Annotated in this window: 8 protein-coding genes; 1 reads left to right on the forward strand and 7 read right to left on the reverse strand. The window is 58.4% G+C overall.

Annotated elements, in window-relative coordinates; all coding sequences use genetic code 11:
* Positions 1-94 precede the first annotated feature (94 nt).
* Positions 95-937 carry a hypothetical protein gene (locus CH283_RS27300; RefSeq protein WP_141216258.1) on the reverse strand — a complete coding sequence of 281 codons (843 nt, stop codon included), beginning with the start codon at positions 935-937 and terminating at the stop codon, positions 95-97.
* 1,015 nt (positions 938-1,952) lie between these two features.
* Here CH283_RS27300 and CH283_RS27305 point away from each other — a divergent pair.
* A complete protein-coding gene (locus CH283_RS27305) occupies positions 1,953-3,983 on the forward strand; it encodes a hypothetical protein (RefSeq protein ID WP_094639919.1) in 2,031 nt (676 codons plus the stop codon).
* An 18-nt stretch (positions 3,984-4,001) separates the two neighbouring features.
* On the opposite strand, the gene CH283_RS27310 is transcribed toward CH283_RS27305, so the two are convergent.
* The 6 genes from CH283_RS27310 to CH283_RS27335 all read right to left on the reverse strand — a co-directional run bounded on the left by CH283_RS27310 (position 4,002) and on the right by CH283_RS27335 (position 16,687).
* Positions 4,002-4,589, reverse strand: coding sequence for a restriction endonuclease (locus CH283_RS27310; protein WP_094639918.1), 588 nt, complete (start codon positions 4,587-4,589; stop codon positions 4,002-4,004).
* A gap of 162 nt (positions 4,590-4,751) precedes the next feature.
* The gene (locus tag CH283_RS27315) at positions 4,752-10,211 is read right to left on the reverse strand and encodes a DUF3320 domain-containing protein (RefSeq protein ID WP_094639917.1); all 5,460 of its coding nucleotides are present in this window, start codon (positions 10,209-10,211) and stop codon (positions 4,752-4,754) included.
* A gap of 443 nt (positions 10,212-10,654) precedes the next feature.
* Positions 10,655-11,407 (reverse strand): DUF6339 family protein, encoded by a 753-nt coding sequence (locus tag CH283_RS28140; RefSeq protein WP_141215346.1) that lies wholly within the window; start codon positions 11,405-11,407, stop codon positions 10,655-10,657.
* On the reverse strand, positions 11,404-12,297 hold the full coding sequence (locus CH283_RS27325; protein ID WP_052047681.1) for a hypothetical protein: 894 nt from the start codon (positions 12,295-12,297) through the stop codon (positions 11,404-11,406). Before CH283_RS27325 ends, CH283_RS28140 begins: the two co-directional genes overlap by 4 nt.
* Positions 12,297-14,123, reverse strand: a complete 1,827-nt coding sequence (locus tag CH283_RS27330) for a hypothetical protein (RefSeq protein ID WP_141215347.1) — start codon at positions 14,121-14,123, stop codon at positions 12,297-12,299. The genes CH283_RS27325 and CH283_RS27330 overlap by 1 nt, the downstream gene beginning before the upstream one ends.
* Positions 14,120-16,687 (reverse strand): Z1 domain-containing protein, encoded by a 2,568-nt coding sequence (locus tag CH283_RS27335; RefSeq protein WP_094639914.1) that lies wholly within the window; start codon positions 16,685-16,687, stop codon positions 14,120-14,122. The genes CH283_RS27330 and CH283_RS27335 overlap by 4 nt, the downstream gene beginning before the upstream one ends.
* Positions 16,688-16,715 lie beyond the last annotated feature (28 nt).

A 16,715-nucleotide genomic window follows, 5' to 3' on the forward strand; every position in this document is an offset into this window, starting at 1 on the left:
GTCCTGCCACCTGAAAACTACAACTCTTTACTTTTAGCAGACCAAAGGGCCCGATTCGGGACGAACGCTGTTACGTCGTACGTTTGAATGAATATCAACTGATTGCGATGCCCACGATGAAAAGCAGGATCGCCAGCGGAATCCCCGCTGGAACCCAGTTCCGCTCGAAGAAGCCGTAGGCGGGAATCGATCCCGAAGCCTCTGCCCGCCGCCGCGCGGCACGATGCCGAATGCTGGTCAGCACAAGGACTGGCACCAGGGTGAGCGCAGCGACGACCATCAAGCCTGCGAGCTTTGGCCCAGAGGTGAATGCCCCGGCTATCGCGACTAGCCCGAAGAATGCGATAACGATCAACAGCGGAACCGACTTCCACAGCGGAACCAGCCGCTTCGGCTTCTGAGCCGCCACGCTGTCGGGACCGTGGAACAGTTCCGATGCAACCGGTTCATCGAACACCGGCTGTGATTGCGGGTAGTCGTTCCCAGGGGGCTCCATGAACTGGGTCCGAGGGACATCAGCGGGCGCGCTCGGCGCTTCCCACGGCTTCGAGAAGGGGTCATACACATCGACCGTTGGGGCGTCCGGCTCCCTGGCACCTGCGATCGCGTTTACCTGCCCCACCACGAAACCAACGTCGTCCGCTCGCAAAGTTCCGACATGTCGCGGTTCTTTACCCGGGGCGTGAACGGTGAGTGTCCGTCCCCCGAACTTCGTATGAGCGTCCGCTTGCCCGATCTCGGCAGAGGCAATCTCGACGAGCGGACCCTTCTTGCTCACGCTCGCGCCGAAGAACGCGATCACTCGTCGATCGGTCACTGCAATCGCGTCCGTTAGGGGCCGGAGGGTGCTGAACCGGGCCAACGCCCTGACTGATTCGCCGGGAGCAAGGTAGTCGCTCAGTGACGCTAGCCATTTGACCGCGTCCTTCTCCTTCATCGTGGGCCCGAGCGGTGGCAACATTGTCATCCTGTCGAATTGGAAGTGTATGAATGTTAATCGCCAAGGCCCATGAAAATGTTTCGATTCGCGGGAGTCTGTAACACCCCAGCCCGAGCGCACGACCCTGTGAGCGTGACCGCGGAACCTGCGGTACCCACCTGCGACCGTTATGAGAAACCGTGAAGCACCGAGCACCATCGACCTTGCGCATTGCTGTACGACGCTCTGCGGGAATAGCTTTCACTGCGGCATTACCAATTGTCGTTCTGGTGAGCGGGTGCTCGAGTGACGAAGCCGGCGGCACCGGCGACGCAGTGCGGGTCACCGTCCCGCCACTCCCCGACGTGAACACAACATCTCGGGCGGCGACAACAACACCTACTACAACCGCCGCCACCACCACGACAGCCGTCGCAACTACTCCGCCTGTTGTCACCACAAATCCCCCTGTGTACGTGCCACCCACGACCGAGTACACACCTGAACCGGTTTACACCCCGCCGGCTCCCGCCTATACCCCGCCCGCACCCGTCTACACCCCACCGCCGGTAGAGGTGCCTGAGTCGGTTGGCGGCGTGGTGCATCCAGGCTCATTCTGCGATGTTCCCGGTCTGCCTGGAGTTACCAAGAAAGGTACTGCGATGGTCTGCGGAACCGCGTCCGATGGTCGACTTCGGTGGAAGAGCAGCTGAGCCGCGTCGATTGACGCGGAGGCAGCGTCACGAGATAGTAATGTCCGATCACGACATTCTCGGGCGAAGGCAGAACAATCAGCTACACGGCGACAGCAACGCAAAACAGCACTCATGAGCCGTTCACGGTTACGTTCCGGCACCCAGCACGAGAGGATCCATCGACTGGTCTCCCCGGCCGTCGAATCCGTCGGTCGATCGGCACATCGGATGAGGATGCTGCTGACGTCTTTGTCAGCCAGCTCAACTCGCTGCTTCAGAAGCAGCGGTGGTGGGACTCGTCAGCTCGCTCCGAAGCAGAGAAGGCGTTCAGCCCCACCGTGGTCTCGGCGTTCTACGACAGCGCCGAACCTCGACGCCTCGATGCGTCGGTGGCACTTCGCGACGACCACCTCCCTTTGCCCACCATCGAAGACGACTACCGCCGCGTACTCATGATCGGAACCACGGGGGCCGGCAAGACCACAGTCATTCGTCAGATGCTGGGTACGGATCCGGACCGCGACCGATTTCCGTCGACATCGACCGCGAAAACGACCGTGGCTGACACCGAGATCATTGTCGCCGACGGGCCGTACAAGGCAGTCGTCACCTTCTTCTCCTCGGACGAGGTGACCGACCACCTCCTCGAAAATGGCGTCAGGGCAGCTTTATTGATCCGAAGCGGTGCCGCACCCGACGCGATTCGGTCTGCACTCCTGGATCACGAAAACCAGCGCTTTCGCTTCAGCTACGTCTTCGGCCGAAAGCAGAATGCAAAGGCGGCGGTTCCTGTAGCCGTAGAAACCAGTGAGTTCGATGAGTTCGATGAGTTCGACGAATTCGAGGAGTCCGACTCTTCGCCTGGTGTCAAGCCCGTGTTCGATGCAGAACCAACTCCCCTCGATGGCATCGACCTCGACTTCAGTTCGAGCCAAATCGATGCAGCGATCGAGGGCCTAAAGTTCCTGGTCTCGAGTCACGCTGCAATTAGCGATGACGGTGAAGCCGACGAGGAAGTCGACTCGTGGCTGCGTCAGCAAGAAATGTTTCACGGCATAGTGGACAGCCTCTTGGACGACATGGACAAGAGATTCCGTGTCCAGCACATCGGGACCCTGTCGCGCGACCACACGGGCTGGCCCGAGTCGTGGCATTTCGAGTCCGACGATCGCGCAACCTTCCTGAAAACGGTCAATCGATTCACATCCAACTACGCGCCATTGTTCGGCCATCTGCTGACACCACTGGTCGACGGCATCCGCGTATCCGGGCCGTTCCTACCGGATTGGGCGGACGGTGAGCTGCCCAAGATGGTGCTCATCGACGGTGAGGGACTCGGCCATACCTCCAAATCTTCAGCCGCGCTTCCGACTTCGGTTGCACACACGATTAACCACGTGGACGCCGTGGTATTGGTGGACAATGCTCAGCAACCGATGCAGGCGGCACCTACCGCCGCCATCCGATCCATCCTGACGTCCGGCAACATCGAGAAGTTGATTTTCTGCTTCACCCATTTCGAGGACGTGCAGGGAGACAACCTCACAAGTGCGAGTGACCGAGCACATCACGTCCTCGCGAGCGTGGACAATGTGATCAGCGCGATTCGCAAGGACTTCGGTCAGCGGCCGGAACAGTCGGTCCGCGAGAGACTTGGCGATAATCGCGTGTTCCTTGCGGGTATCGACCAGCAGCTGAAGCCTGGCAATCGAAATGGAAAATGGTCGATTTCGCAGTTCAAAAGACTACTCGAAATGATCGAGAGAAGTGCACCTGCACCCGAATCAGGTCTGGCAACACCGGTATACGAAAGGGCTTCACTCATCGAAGCTATCGAGACAGGAATCCGCCAGTTTCACTACCGCTGGGGTGGAATTCTGGGTATCGCCGAAGTCGAGGAAGTCCAGAAGCAGACCTGGCAAAAGATCAAAGCTCTTTCCAAACGCTTCGCCGAAGGCAGTGCAGATCAATACGAGACGCTGCGACCCAACGCTGAGCTTCGTGAAGCCTTGAAAGAAGAAATTTACAAGGCGCTAGAAAAACCGGCTCGATGGAACGGGCGTCCGCCGGAGACCGCAGAGGACCAAGCTGCGGTGATCGACCACTTTGCTAACAAGATTGCTCAAAGGTTGGTGGATCCGATCCAGAAGCGACTTTCCGAGCTCCCACGCTCGGACTGGCAGATCAGCTACAACTACAGCGGTACCGGATCTACAGTCTTGCGGGCCGCCCACATTTCCCACGACATTTTTGCTAAGAACGTCACTGCGCACCGGGAAGCACCAAACTCGGAATCAACCACCTTTCTGCAGGTCGTGGCTGCCACACTCGAAGCAGCGGCGGAAGAAACGGATGTCTCGCTTACCTAACAGACGAGACATCATCCGTCAGTCGTCAGACTCGATCGTCGTTCGCAGGTACGCGAGCGCAATGATCCAGAAAACTATCCAAAATCCAGCTGGAATATCGAAGATTGCTACCCCGATCAGATTCAGGATAGACAACACGACGAGGATGCCGACAATCCTCAGATTCAGGAGTCCTCGTTCGGTGGGCCGCTCGGTATGCTGTCGACTTTCGCGCGCTTTAAGTTGAGCGGCCTTTTGGGCAAGTCGTTTTGCATATTGTTCGTATATTTCGATCGCTGCAAAGTTCACAGGCTTGCTCTGCCATTTATGGTCGAACGTGAATAGCGCGATCCCGGCGTGACCTGCATACTCGAAGGCCGCTTCGGTGTAGCCACCACGGGCAAAAAAGATGAGGTCAATATCCTTCTCCATACCACGAGCCAGGAACAGATTCGTGAGATCAGCCCTTTCGGCAGCCGCCTGATGATCGCGGACCTGTGCCATAGTTTTTGGCGCGCGGACTATCACCCCATACGCACTCCGGTCGGTCGAGACACTGGCATGGTTATATCCCAGCTCACGCATCTCGCGCGCCATTTGATTTTCAGCCTTACCGTGAATCGCCACAGCTTATTCCTTTCGTTCGACTTAAACCGTTCGACTTAAACGAACAATTAAAGCCTGGAGAACAGTCGAGCCCGAACAGGACCTACAACGCACCGTGCGGGCAGAAGTAACTCGAGGTGAAAGCAGATGTTGCAGCGTCCAAGTAAATCGAAAAATACAAAACTAGACGATTAGCGCTGCTGCCAGATCCCCCGATTGATCTCGGTAAAGACGGCCGGCTTCGATGAGCGAATCCACCACCGAGCTCATCAGGACCTTCGATTCAGCGGACACCCGCTGACCACCGAACAGTTCGACAACGTGCGACATCAAATTCTTGTCATCGATGGTCACCGACTCCTGCACGATGCGACAGACCGCGATCGAGATCTCCTCTGTCGCAACGTGTATTAGCTTTCGAGCGTTTTGCCCGCGACCTGGGGTCCGAACGGTGTCAACTATGTGAGAGCCGCTCCGATAGAAGCCTCTTTCGTCGGCACCGTAGGGGCTTGCGCGGTTCATCGCGCGGTCGACTTCCGGTTTGATCGCCGCTCCCAGCCGCGCAATGCCCCAGGCGCTCCGGAAGCGCTCATACAGTACATCGGCGTGAACCGGAGACTCGATGCTGATGACATCCTCGAAGAACCGTTTGGCATCTCGCTTGCCTTCCGGGGTCCTCACATCCCCCGTATCGCCCTCAGGCTGGGAGAAGGCCACGTACTCCGTCGTCCAGTCGCGCGCTCCTGACGTTCTTACTTCGGTGTACTCGACGACCGGAACCGCAGCGCTCGGCGCGTCGCCCTCAGCCCCGGTGGACGCGATCCGGTCGGCACCGCTTATTGCGGCCTGAATGGCATGTCGAAGAACCGCCTCCTGGCCGGAGCGGTCACGCCACCAACTCAGACCCCACACTCGGTAGATCGACCAACCCAGGCTTCTGAGAACCTGATCGCGTAGCCGGTCGCGATCGCGCACAGTCTTGCCGGAGAAATACGCGGCACCGTCACATTCGATCCCTAGAACGTATGTGCCTGGCCGTAAGGGATGTCTGATGGCAATGTCGATTTTGTATCCAGCCACCCCAACCTGAGACACGACGTCGTACCCCCAGCTCCGAATCACAGAGGCGACCTGTTCCTCGAAGGGACTCTCGAACAGCTCGTCGGTATCGACTGCGTCGATCGCCAGTGATTTCGGACCGCGCTCAGCGAAGTCCAGGTAATTCTTCAGATGTCGAAGTGACGGGTTATTCGAATCCGGCAACTCCGACGCACGGAACGAGGCAACAACTTCGACACGTTTACGAGCTCGTGTGATGGCGACATTCAGGCGACGCCATCCCCCGGCACGATTCAGTGGTCCGAAGTTGGAATGCAGCTTGCCCTCCTCAGTGGGTCCATAACCCAGGCTGAAGATGATGATGTCTCGTTCGTCGCCCTGAACGTTCTCGAGTGACTTGACGAAAAAGCCGTCGAGACGGTCGTGTTCGCTGGTGATCCCGTACAGACTCGGGACAGTCGTAGACTGCCTGTCGATCTCGGCCAGAACGCAATCTGATTGCGCCGACGAGAATGTAACGACGCCGATCGAGTCGTTCGGATTGTGCTCCCTGAACCACGCCACACGCTCGGCCACCTTCGATGCCTCGACTGGATTGTCGCGAGTCGAGCCACGACGATAGATACCCCGAACGTATTGCAGCTCGACACCGAGGTCATGTGCGTCGAACACGGCACCGGGAAAGGTATTCAGGCTGCCGTCATAGAAGCTGTAGTTCGAGAAGCTGATGAGATCCTCGTGACGGCTGCGGTAGTGCCAGTTCAGCGGGAGCGACGTCAACCCGCCGGCGCCCTTGGCAAGGTCGAGCACTGAGTCGAACACGTCGGTCTCGTCATCTTCGTCCGCGTCGAGATCGTCAGCGGTCGAGCGGAAGAAGTCGGTGGGCGGTAGCTGCTTCTGGTCACCGGCCACGATCAATTGGTCACCGCGGTAGACACAGTTCACCGCATCGGACGGAAGAACCTGCGATGCTTCGTCGAAAATCACTACATCGAAACGGAGGTCCGGCGGTAGGAACTGCGAGACAGCCAGCGGGCTCATCATGAAGCACGGCTTGATCTGCTGGACAAGCGATCCTGTCTCTTCCAACAACTTTCGTACCGGCTTGTGACGGGTCTTCTTCTCCTTCTCGCGAGTAATGATGCCAGCAGCTCGGCTGTTGATGTTGATCGGAGCCCGCCGATTGCACTGTTCGATCACTCGCGCCCGCGCATTACTTACCAGTTCGGTATCGAGCGCCCTGAACGTCTCGACAGCTTGATTTCGGTCAAGAGCTCGGTAGTGCTTGAGCCTGCGGTCGTGTCGCGACCGCGAGTCGATCCATGCCTCCAGCGCCGCGTATTCCAGAATTTCGGCGACATCGGTCGGAGACCTTCTAGATTTCCGCAAGGCGGCAAGGACAGACGAATAGCCGGCCCGCTCGAACCACCGAATCTCGGTAGTTGCGTCGCACCACTCCTCCACCTCGCCAGCCGCTGATTCTTCGAACTCACGCAACATGGCACCGAACTCTTCCACTCCCGCGACAAGCTCACGCTCCAGTTCACTGCGGCGCTCGTTCGCGAACAAGCCGAGGAACTCCTCGCGGCCGGACTCGAATTCAGAAACGACATCATCGAAATCCGCGAAGGTGCTGCTCGACTCGTTGAACTTGGCCGCCACCTCGGGGGTTACCGAACCATGCAGGAGGTCCTGAAAGGCCTCGGCATGACAGAGCTTCATCTCGTAGTCGTCGAAGTCGCTATCCAGTCCGAGGGTAGGTACACCGAAGTAGCTCTGATCGAAGTCCGGCACGGAACGAAGTTCGTCGATCATGGTGGCGACGGCATCAGTTTCGAATAGCATTGTGAAGGCCACCGCGAGCGAGACTGACGAGCCTGCAACCTCGGAAACCTGCTGCACTACTGGCAGCAAGTTCCGGAGGGAGTCCAGGCTATTCGACGCCCATGCCAAAAGTTCTTCGAGACTCGAATTGGGGTCGGCTGCCTGAGCGGCGAGGACCGGTAACGACTTGGCCAGGGTATGCCAGTGCCGGATGGCATCCCGCGCTTGAGCAGCAACAACGAGCAAGCGAGGATCAGCAACGGCCCCCGCCGAAATCTGAGTTGCCAGGGTATCCGGATCGATATCGGCCCCGGCCAAGCGGACGGCCCGACGTGCGTTGTCCAACGCTGCTCTGGCTCGATCGAATTCGGTGGTTGGACCGTGATACTTCGATCCCAAGTTCGCACCGTGCTGGGTCTCCTTTTCGGCAACCTCACGTACTGATGTCTGCCAGCTCGCAGCTTCATCGAGACGGCCGAGCACGGACTTGTCAACGCGACCTGAAACCGTCACGGACTTGAGTGATCTCTTGTCTGCACGTGCGGTGGAGGACCATTTGAGAAGTCCGATGTGCACCTCCCGAAATCTCACGTTCAACGCGCTGAGGTCGAGATCAAGGGCGGCCGGAGTGAAAACGTCTTTCAAGGACTCTTGACGCCTGTTTGCTTGCTCCACAACCGATTCCAGAACATCAATGGACTCGCTGATCCTTTGGAGAATCGCGGCGTTCAACCAATTCTTCTCTGGCAGGTCGTTCGCTGCACCGATTTGAGCGAGGTCGGCGATCTCCGTCACGCGTCCTAGGCTCGGCGCTCCGAAGGGCAGCCCAAGCAGGGCGCACAGTTCAATGTGCGCCTCGCTGATTTCGGCGAGGGTCGATTTCAGCTCGACTAATTTTGCCACCGCTTGCTCGATTTGCCCTCCCGTCATTTGGGTATCGACCGTGCTGTTCGTGTGCGTCTGCAATGTTCTGAGTCCAGACTTATCGAGCTCACGCCATCGTGGTCCAGCGGACTCGGTCAGCTTGTTGACACGTTTGTTGATGTCGAGCACAAGTGTCCTCGCCGACCTCAGCCGACTCCGAACATCGGGCAGCTCATTCGACGCATACCAGTGCTCAGGAGTACCGATCCGGGAGTCGAGGAGCTCCAACAGCTTTACTCGCCGATTCACCCCATCCATCGAGTCCTCGAAGTCGATACCCGTGTCTTCATCGATGGTTTCTGCCCGCGACAGAACAGCATGCGCGCTAGCTGCCGCACGACCGGCAATGCGCCCGTACGCCCGCGCATCCTCACCGTTCAAGTCTTCGCGCAGCAAGTCTCGCCATAGATACTGGTCACCCTTTTCGACGACCCACCACAGCTTTCCAAGACGCTCTGCGTGTTGACGAAGTTCGTCGAGGGACTCAGCACTCAACTTCGTCCACCGCGCGTCCGGGGACAAGGACACCTCGACGCGTTCACCGAGTTCGATCAACCGGCCGACGACGCTGTAGACGCTTCGTCTCAATTTCGGGTCTACTTCGTTCATCGCAGCCGCGAACTCGCCCAGTTCACCACGCGTTCTTCCTAGCCGCGACGCATCCTGATCGCCGAAGCTGGATTGCACTTTGATTCTCTGATGCAAACTCTTACCAAGTTCCTCGGCCACGCCCTTCCGCGTAGCAGCATGGCTGTGGAGCTCGAAGAGAAAATGCTTGAGGTTGGCGTTGTCCAAGCGGTCGCGGACGACGTCCAGAGCGGCCGCCTTCTCACTGACGAACAGGACCGTCTTGTCAGCGGCGATAAGTTCAGCGATCATATTCGCGATCGTCTGACTCTTACCTGTTCCCGGCGGGCCGTCCATCACGAAGCTCCTGCCGCTGACCGCTGTCAGGACACAACGCCGTTGGGTGGAGTCCGCGTCGAGGATACTGAAAAGTTCCTCGGGAGGCTTCACTTCGTCGAGGGTTTCCAAGGCAAGTGGCGTAAACCCGTAGTTGCCCGCGGATGGGGCTTGTGGACCAAGGGAGAGCAACTGAACAATCGGGTGTCGAGCAACGACGTCTCGGTTCGAGGCAAGGTCTCGATACATCGCCTCCTTGTGAAAGGTGAAGTTGGACAACACCGCTCGCCGCTCAACAGACCATTCCTTCTTACCAGCGATGAGCCTGCCGACCTCGGATAGGAAGGTCTCTACTGCGACTACGTCCGGATCGATGTCAGGGAGTGTGACACCGAATTCGTCCAGCTTCAGCTTGAGAGCCGGATTGACGGCGATGTCGTCTTCGGTGCGCGAAATCGAGTACGGCTGGTCCGCGCCGGTCCGATGCACCCGGACGGGAATCATCAGTAGTGGACTTTCCACCACGGCATCATCAGCGGTGTCAGTCCACCGAAGCATCCACAGTCCCAGGTTCAGTGTCCACACACCGCTGTCGGCATAGGCCTGGTTGGACTGAGTGTCAATGCGACGCATCGAGGTCGCGAGGGTCTCCCGCGTCTTGTCTTTCACGAACACCGTCCGGCCGATCGTGCGCGACGCCCCCTCGGCGTCGCGTACTCGCACTGTCAGGGAACCAGTAGACAACTGCGACAAGAGTGTTTCAGGGCCTGGATCAGCGATCTCCAGCGATCCGACCTTGGTGTGCTTGAAATACACGAGGCGCTGTCGACGGTCCAGCGCCAAGAGGTTCTCCCGCCACGACGAGAGCTGGCGATCGAGTCTTCCGGCGAGCTCAGGCGTAAGCGAGCCTGCAGCGTTGTTCGATGAACCCATCTAGCGTGCTCCCTCACGATTCGGTCTGCCACGATCGTATCTGTACGTTTGCGGCTATCCTCGCCGTTCGCTACGTTTGTACTGGAAAAACAAGTGGTTCCGGTGCCCACTTCGGCCACTTCGAGTTAATGTTTCGCATCTGATTACGCTGCGCCGTCGTTCGTTCGACTAATCTTCTCGAGAGTCAACTGATAATCCGGAGCTTCGCGAGGCTCGATCTCTGAAGAATTTGAGTGAACGGCGGACCACAATTCATTCGCAAGTTTATTCCGCCGTTCATGAGTTACTTTGTTGCAGAGAATCAGGAATCACACTCACAGCGGCATGAGGGAAGCTCAGACCACACGTCGAGATCGAGGGTTCAAAGCCATTCTGCCCCTGCCGAATAGCCGATACGCGCTGCCACAACCTCCATCCATTCCCGGTCGCCTTTGCTTGCAGAATCATTCCTGCGCCGGGTTTGCAACCGAAGTCTCACGAAAGATCGCCCGGACGCGGTCGTCGAGCTGGTCGTCACTCAGCACCGAGAAGTCTATGAACGCCATCAGTCTGCGGAGTCGAGGTACCGAGTCGCGAAGGGCCTTGCGGCGACCGGTGGCTCCGTCGCTTTCGGTCGAGACCCGTGCGATGGCGCGGGCGAGTGGGGTGACACCAGCAATCGAGCGTCGTTCGGTGATCTGGTTCAAGTCGCTTTCCGACAGTTTTCGCAGTAGGGAGTAGTCCATTGCTCCATCTACGGATCGTCCGAATGTCATTGCCTGCCACCACAGTCGTGAGAACATGTGCCGTGTCAGGTCAGTCGCTATCCAACGTTCTATGTTCTCGTTGGGGAAGCGCCACTGGGTTATATCGGGCATCGCTACAACCGAGAGGAAGGTCCACACGCCTCGATTTGCAGCTTCGACCGAAGTGATCCGCATAGTCCGGTGAATACGCTCGGCCGCCACTCGATCGAAATTGATCAGGTCCGCCTTCGCTACCTCACCCGGGTAGCCGTGATCTTGCGCAATCGTACGAATAGCATCGACCAACCCTTGTACACCCGACTCGCTGACTCGCCTTCCTCCGCTAGCGGCATAAGTCATCTGAGGATGCTTCGCCCGCGCTGCACCAGCCATACTCTCTAGGTCTTCGTCGAGCTTGCGAAGCGCAACCACGCCCGATGCAAGACTGAGCCGAGGCCAGAGTTCTGTCACGAGAGGAGCCGTCCGAATCCAATCGAGCGTGCGCCCGCGACAAGAGAGCTACGCAAATCCATGGAGGAGCTCAGGACCGACTCAGCTGTCCATGCGGCAGGATCATCCAGGACGCGCAACGCGAGGCTACGAGCGGCGGCACCGAAGGATTCTTTGTCGCAATCTTCGAGTTCGTCCCAATGAGCCAACGACCACCGAACAATCTCCTGCACGAGATCTTCCTCCATCTCCTGGATCAGTGCGAGCTGTTCGTCCGTGTGGTTCTTTTCTTTCTGCACGGCCTTGACGAGCTTCGTGTCCAATGGGTTCAGCAATAGCAGCAACGCACCCATGGCAGGCTCATCAGGGCTGGGCGGCATCCGAAGGTGCCAACTGGCACCGTTATCGATGCCGAATGCCTCGAAGTCGACCACTTCCGTCGGAAACATGGCTTCGGTTCCAGTCAGCCTCAGCGATTGCTCATCGCTCCACAGGATGCTTCCCGCGTGCCGGGCCTCGCCAGGAAGCGGGCTCAACCTGTCGCGCTCCAGCACCAATCGCCGAGTCAACGAAATAGTGGCACCCGCAAATTGCGGATCAATTTCGATGATTACCTCGAAGTAGTTCTCTGACAACGACACACGCACCGAAGGCCCGACCAGATACGTGTCCAACGCTCGCCACCCGAAGTGGAAAGCCAAGGGCGACCCATCGTCGAGCATCGACTGCGCACGTACGACTGCTGGATCAACCTCGATCGTGCAGCGCAAGCGAAGCTCGGAACGGTAGTCCCAGTTCTCGATGGCGTCGCCCAACGGCTCCCATTCACCGTCGACCGATCGGAACCACGTTGAAGGCTGCACGGTATCCACGGCTGGAACCAAGTACGGACGAACATCGCTGACTGCCATCAGCCCTCGTCCTCGACAGTCAACGCAATGCGCACTACAGCGTCTTTAGGAGGCCTGATGGAGACCGTCCATTTCCGGCTGTCCTCCCGAGCGACAGAAATGCTGCGACCTACCCGCTGCTCTCCGTTGGCAGCGTCGGCCCACCCCAAGACCACTGGAGGCTCCAGTGTCCCCGGTTGCTCCGTTCCTCCCTCGATGACTACGAGCGGCTCCGCGGTTACCGTTTTCGAGGTCGGCCACAGTGGTAGTTCGATTGTGGCAGTTACCAGAGCCTCACCGTTCACCACCACGAGAGCAGGCCCGTCCACGATTTTTGGCTTGGCCGCTGAACGCCCACCAGAACGACCGGACCGACGGCTCCCACTCCCCTCAGATAAGCCGGCTCCATCGGCCGACGCCCCTGCAACCAAGCCAGATAGCCGTCCAGCTAGAGGAGCCAACGCTGCTTCATGGTGCAACTCCGGGTCGATATCCGGAACAGATGGCTTGAGGTTGCTCTTCAGGAAGCGTGCTCCCAGCCGAACAACACCAAGTGCGGCTCCGTGGAGCCCACTTGTCACCCAATCGTCGTGCGTGGGTGGCTCCGCGTCCGAGAAGTAGCTGTCGGCATCGACGCCGGCTTTGAAGACTGCGCCGTACTGAACTGCCTCATTCGGGTGTGGTTCGCCTGCAACATAATCGACTACAAGATCAGCTTGACGCATTCGCGCACAATGATGTGCGGACCCGCTGAATGGCGCAGCAAGGGACATCAGGTAGCTCTTCGTGATCGGTGCCATCGACTCCACCATTGCAAACCGACCGATTTCTTGCGGCTTGGCTTTCCGAACTGGCACATCATACTCGCCGGCACGCGAAAGCTTTCGGTAGGCATCCACGAAGGGCTTCAGTTCGATAGTCCGCGCCGGATCTGGAATGTCTACCGGAAAGCCCTCGAATTTGACCGAGCACCTCAGCCGGTTGTTGTCCCCGTCTATCATCCGAGGCCACAGATTCCACAACATAGTCGAAGCGATGTAGTCAGCCGCGCCCTCCGGTGTGCGTGGCTCTTCGTTGTCGCCGTTGCGAACTGCGCCAAGGTCGACGTCGACGATAGCGACGGTGGTCCCCGTCTGACCGGGCGCAAAAGACGGCAAACCAAGCGACGACGCCATTCTTTCGGCCTCATCGCCGATGAGGGCCTGCGCGATCTCGCCTTCCTGCACGCCGAGCCAGTGTCGCCCGGTGTACCGCACGCCGTCGTGCTGAAATCCATCCCCCATCGCCGCACCGATGAGTCGACGTTGTGGCTTTCCACGGAAGACGCACTGGCTATCCGCCACAATCACATGACAGCGGCTGACGTTGTACAGAATTCCCTTGCCGAAGCCGTATGAACCTCCCCCGAGATCGACACCTTTGCGTTCACCGACATTTCGGATGAATTTGACGAAATCCGCTCTTTCCCCATCGAGCGGGGGCTCGTCAGCACGCAGGGGCCCTCCGAGCCCAGTTGTACCTCGGTCGGAGATGATGAGGATTGTTGCTTCACGGTCCAATGCCTCCTTCAGCCCCAGACCGCCGCCGTCGGGTCCGGGAAGCAAGAACCCTCGCCACCCAGCCAGTCTTTTACCAGTCAGTTTACGGATTTGGACCTTGAACTCGACATCATGACCAGGAAGTGCTGCGTCACAACTATTTTGAGCCGCTTCACGGATGAGGACCGTCAATGGATCAAGTTTGGGCTTGCCCAGCTGACGACGAATTCCCTCCGAGGCAGTCGAACCTTCGGCGGCAACGCGCTGCGACCACCACGCCGGCTGCTCTACCGCAGCAGTCAGGCTCAACTGGACTCCGAACCGACCAGCTCGTTGAGCTCGTCATCGTTCGTTTCGATATCAGCCTCGCTCAAGTCCACACTGACGTATGTCTGCGACACCTGGCTGGTTTGGACGGCGGAGCCTGGAAAGACCAATGCTATCCCGATCACGTCGTCAACAGCATCCAACGCTTTTCTGGACTCGGAGTTAACCGCTTCGGGTTCGGACAACGGATCAATTGGGTAGACAAGCAGGAGACCCATTCGTCTAACTTTCGGATCTTTATCCCGATCGTCCATCAGCGTGTTCTCGCCACGTTTACGGGCTTCGGCGGGAGCCATGAAGTCCACAACCCGGTGATCTTTCGACATTAGTGTCTTGATATCGGCTCGCTCATCGCCGTCGTTCTTGAGCTGGGAACGAACGATCCGACCGAAATCGATCCCGCCTAACCGGACGGTGCCTCTCTCCGCACCAGACTTAGCAGCCATCACGGCCAGGTTCCATCTTTCGAGACTTCCCTGCCGCTGCTGTTTGATCACGTACTTCCTGATCAGTTCATGGTCTATATCGGGCGAGTCGGTGTGAGCTTTGTAGTCGCTGAGAAAAGTGAGTACGTCATCGGCCTCGACGTCGCGGAACAGTACTGTTCCCGAGTCCAGCACTTCCGCTTCTGATCCTTTGGTGCGCACACGTGACACGAGGCCGTCGGCAGCATCCTTGTTGTGCGACAGCCATTCATGGTCCCGCGCTTTGAAATAACGAGTTTGGACCCTGCGGCCACCGTACGAGGCATACGCAGGAATCGCCGCTCCCATCTTGGCGGTGATGCGAAGCGTCGGATGGGTACGAATCCGAACGCCGAACTCCGTCGGAGTGAGATCTTCGGACTCGTACCGTTCGATGTCCAGCCGAATCTCACGTTCTACCGTCGCGAGATGGCGGAACCACCGGCGCAGCTCGTCAGTCATCCAAATCCGGGGCAGATCCTCATAACCCGGTCGGAAGCCGAACCAGCGAGCCATCTGCAGAAGGGTGTCGTACGCTCCCGCCGCGCGGACGAAGTAACTTACGATCAGCCCTTCGAGGGTCAACCCACGACTCAGAGTATTACCGCCAACCGCGATTGCCACTTGACCCTCGACCGAGTAGTCCAAGCGATCATCGCTGCGGAAGTTGTCGATGATGACGCGGCAGTCGGTCAATACTTGCGCGAGCTCCGCGGTGACCTCATCGAAACTGAGTGCAATCAAGCCGAATTCGTCTGACAGTACCTTCGCAGACTCTGCATTCCACAGCGCCCGGAGACGGGTCTGAGTACCCTCCTCGCCTGACGCCCATGCTCGCGCAAGGGCGGATACATACGCATTGAGCGGACCTTTGAACTGATTGTGCACGTCCGTCTTCATCGACGTGTGTATCAGCATCGTCGAATGTCCGGCGTCACCGCGAGCGCGGCGCGCTGCTGTGGATAAGACGAACCAATCGAGCGCGGCCGCAAGCGACGGCGGAATCGAAGGGATGAAATTTGCTGCTGCGGTCTTCCCCAGCGGACGTACGTCATCGACGTCGCCATCGGGGATGATCCGCAACATGTTGGAGCCGTCGAGATCCTTCCCGTCCGCTTCATCACCTTCGACCACATCTCGGCCGAATATCCGCTCGGTACCGAAGTATCCCTTCGGCTCCGGGAGATTCAAGATGAAGTCTTTCGGATACAGGTCACCGCCTGCGGGATCTATCAGAATGTTGGCGAATGGCGTTGCGGTGTAACCGATGTACGTGCTCTTAGGTAGCTTGGCGATGATGCCCCGGATCAGCGGGTTGATCGACTTGGTTTCCACACTGGCCTGATCTGCTTCATCGTCGATGATCAACGTCGGCACATCGACCAGGGCTCGTTGTTTGACCGCTGGCTCCAACCACTTGTCCAAACGCTTGAGCACAGCCGCGTTCTTCTTGACTACGGCAAGGATGACCCCACTGTCGTCGACGTGTAGCAATGCCGTCGACTTGATTGCCGGGGCACGAAAATCGTCGTCCGCGTTTGTCAGAAGCTTCCACTTCGTTGGGGTGAGCTGCTGGAGCTGCTCATCGAGGCGCTCTTGTGTCTGCTTGCGTAGCCCATTGTGAATACCGGACAGCACGATCACGAACTTGTAGCCGACGTCCGCGGCTTTCGCGATGACGGCGGTAAAATTGGTGGTCTTCCCGGACTGTACGTAACCGACAACGAGTCCCTTTGCATCCCAGGACGACTCATTCGGCCGAGGGGTGTAGGCGATGACCTTGTTCGACGAGCCGTTCAGCGAGTCAACCCGGTCTTTGGGCCACGACAAGTCGACGCTGATATATTTGCGGAGCGCCGGCCAGTAGACGTCTGCACTGTCGTTCGGTCCTGCGTACCACGGGTCACGGGGTCCATGAATGATCGGCGGGCCGCCATTCAGGACACCCTCCATGTTCCGCCGATACTCCCCGACGAAGGCATCCAACTCCTCTGCGGACACCCTGCCCTTGAAGCTCTTGATGGCCGACTCCAACGATGTCTTCCTCGCCCAGCCTGCAAATACGGCGTAGAACTCGTCCATCAACTCCGTGCCTCCGTCTCGCTTGGTA

The sequence above is a fragment of the Rhodococcus sp. 05-2254-2 genome (assembly GCF_002259095.1).
Taxonomy (GTDB): domain Bacteria; phylum Actinomycetota; class Actinomycetes; order Mycobacteriales; family Mycobacteriaceae; genus Rhodococcoides.

Coding starts and splice junctions, on each gene's coding strand:
- CH283_RS27315 (WP_094639917.1), bottom strand. CDS start 10,211: ATGGGTTCATCGAACAACGCTGCAGGCTCGCTTACGCCTGAGCTCGCC.
- CH283_RS27335 (WP_094639914.1), bottom strand. CDS start 16,687: ATGGACGAGTTCTACGCCGTATTTGCAGGCTGGGCGAGGAAGACATCG.
- CH283_RS27300 (WP_141216258.1), bottom strand. CDS start 937: ATGAAGGAGAAGGACGCGGTCAAATGGCTAGCGTCACTGAGCGACTAC.
- CH283_RS27325 (WP_052047681.1), bottom strand. CDS start 12,297: ATGGCAGTCAGCGATGTTCGTCCGTACTTGGTTCCAGCCGTGGATACC.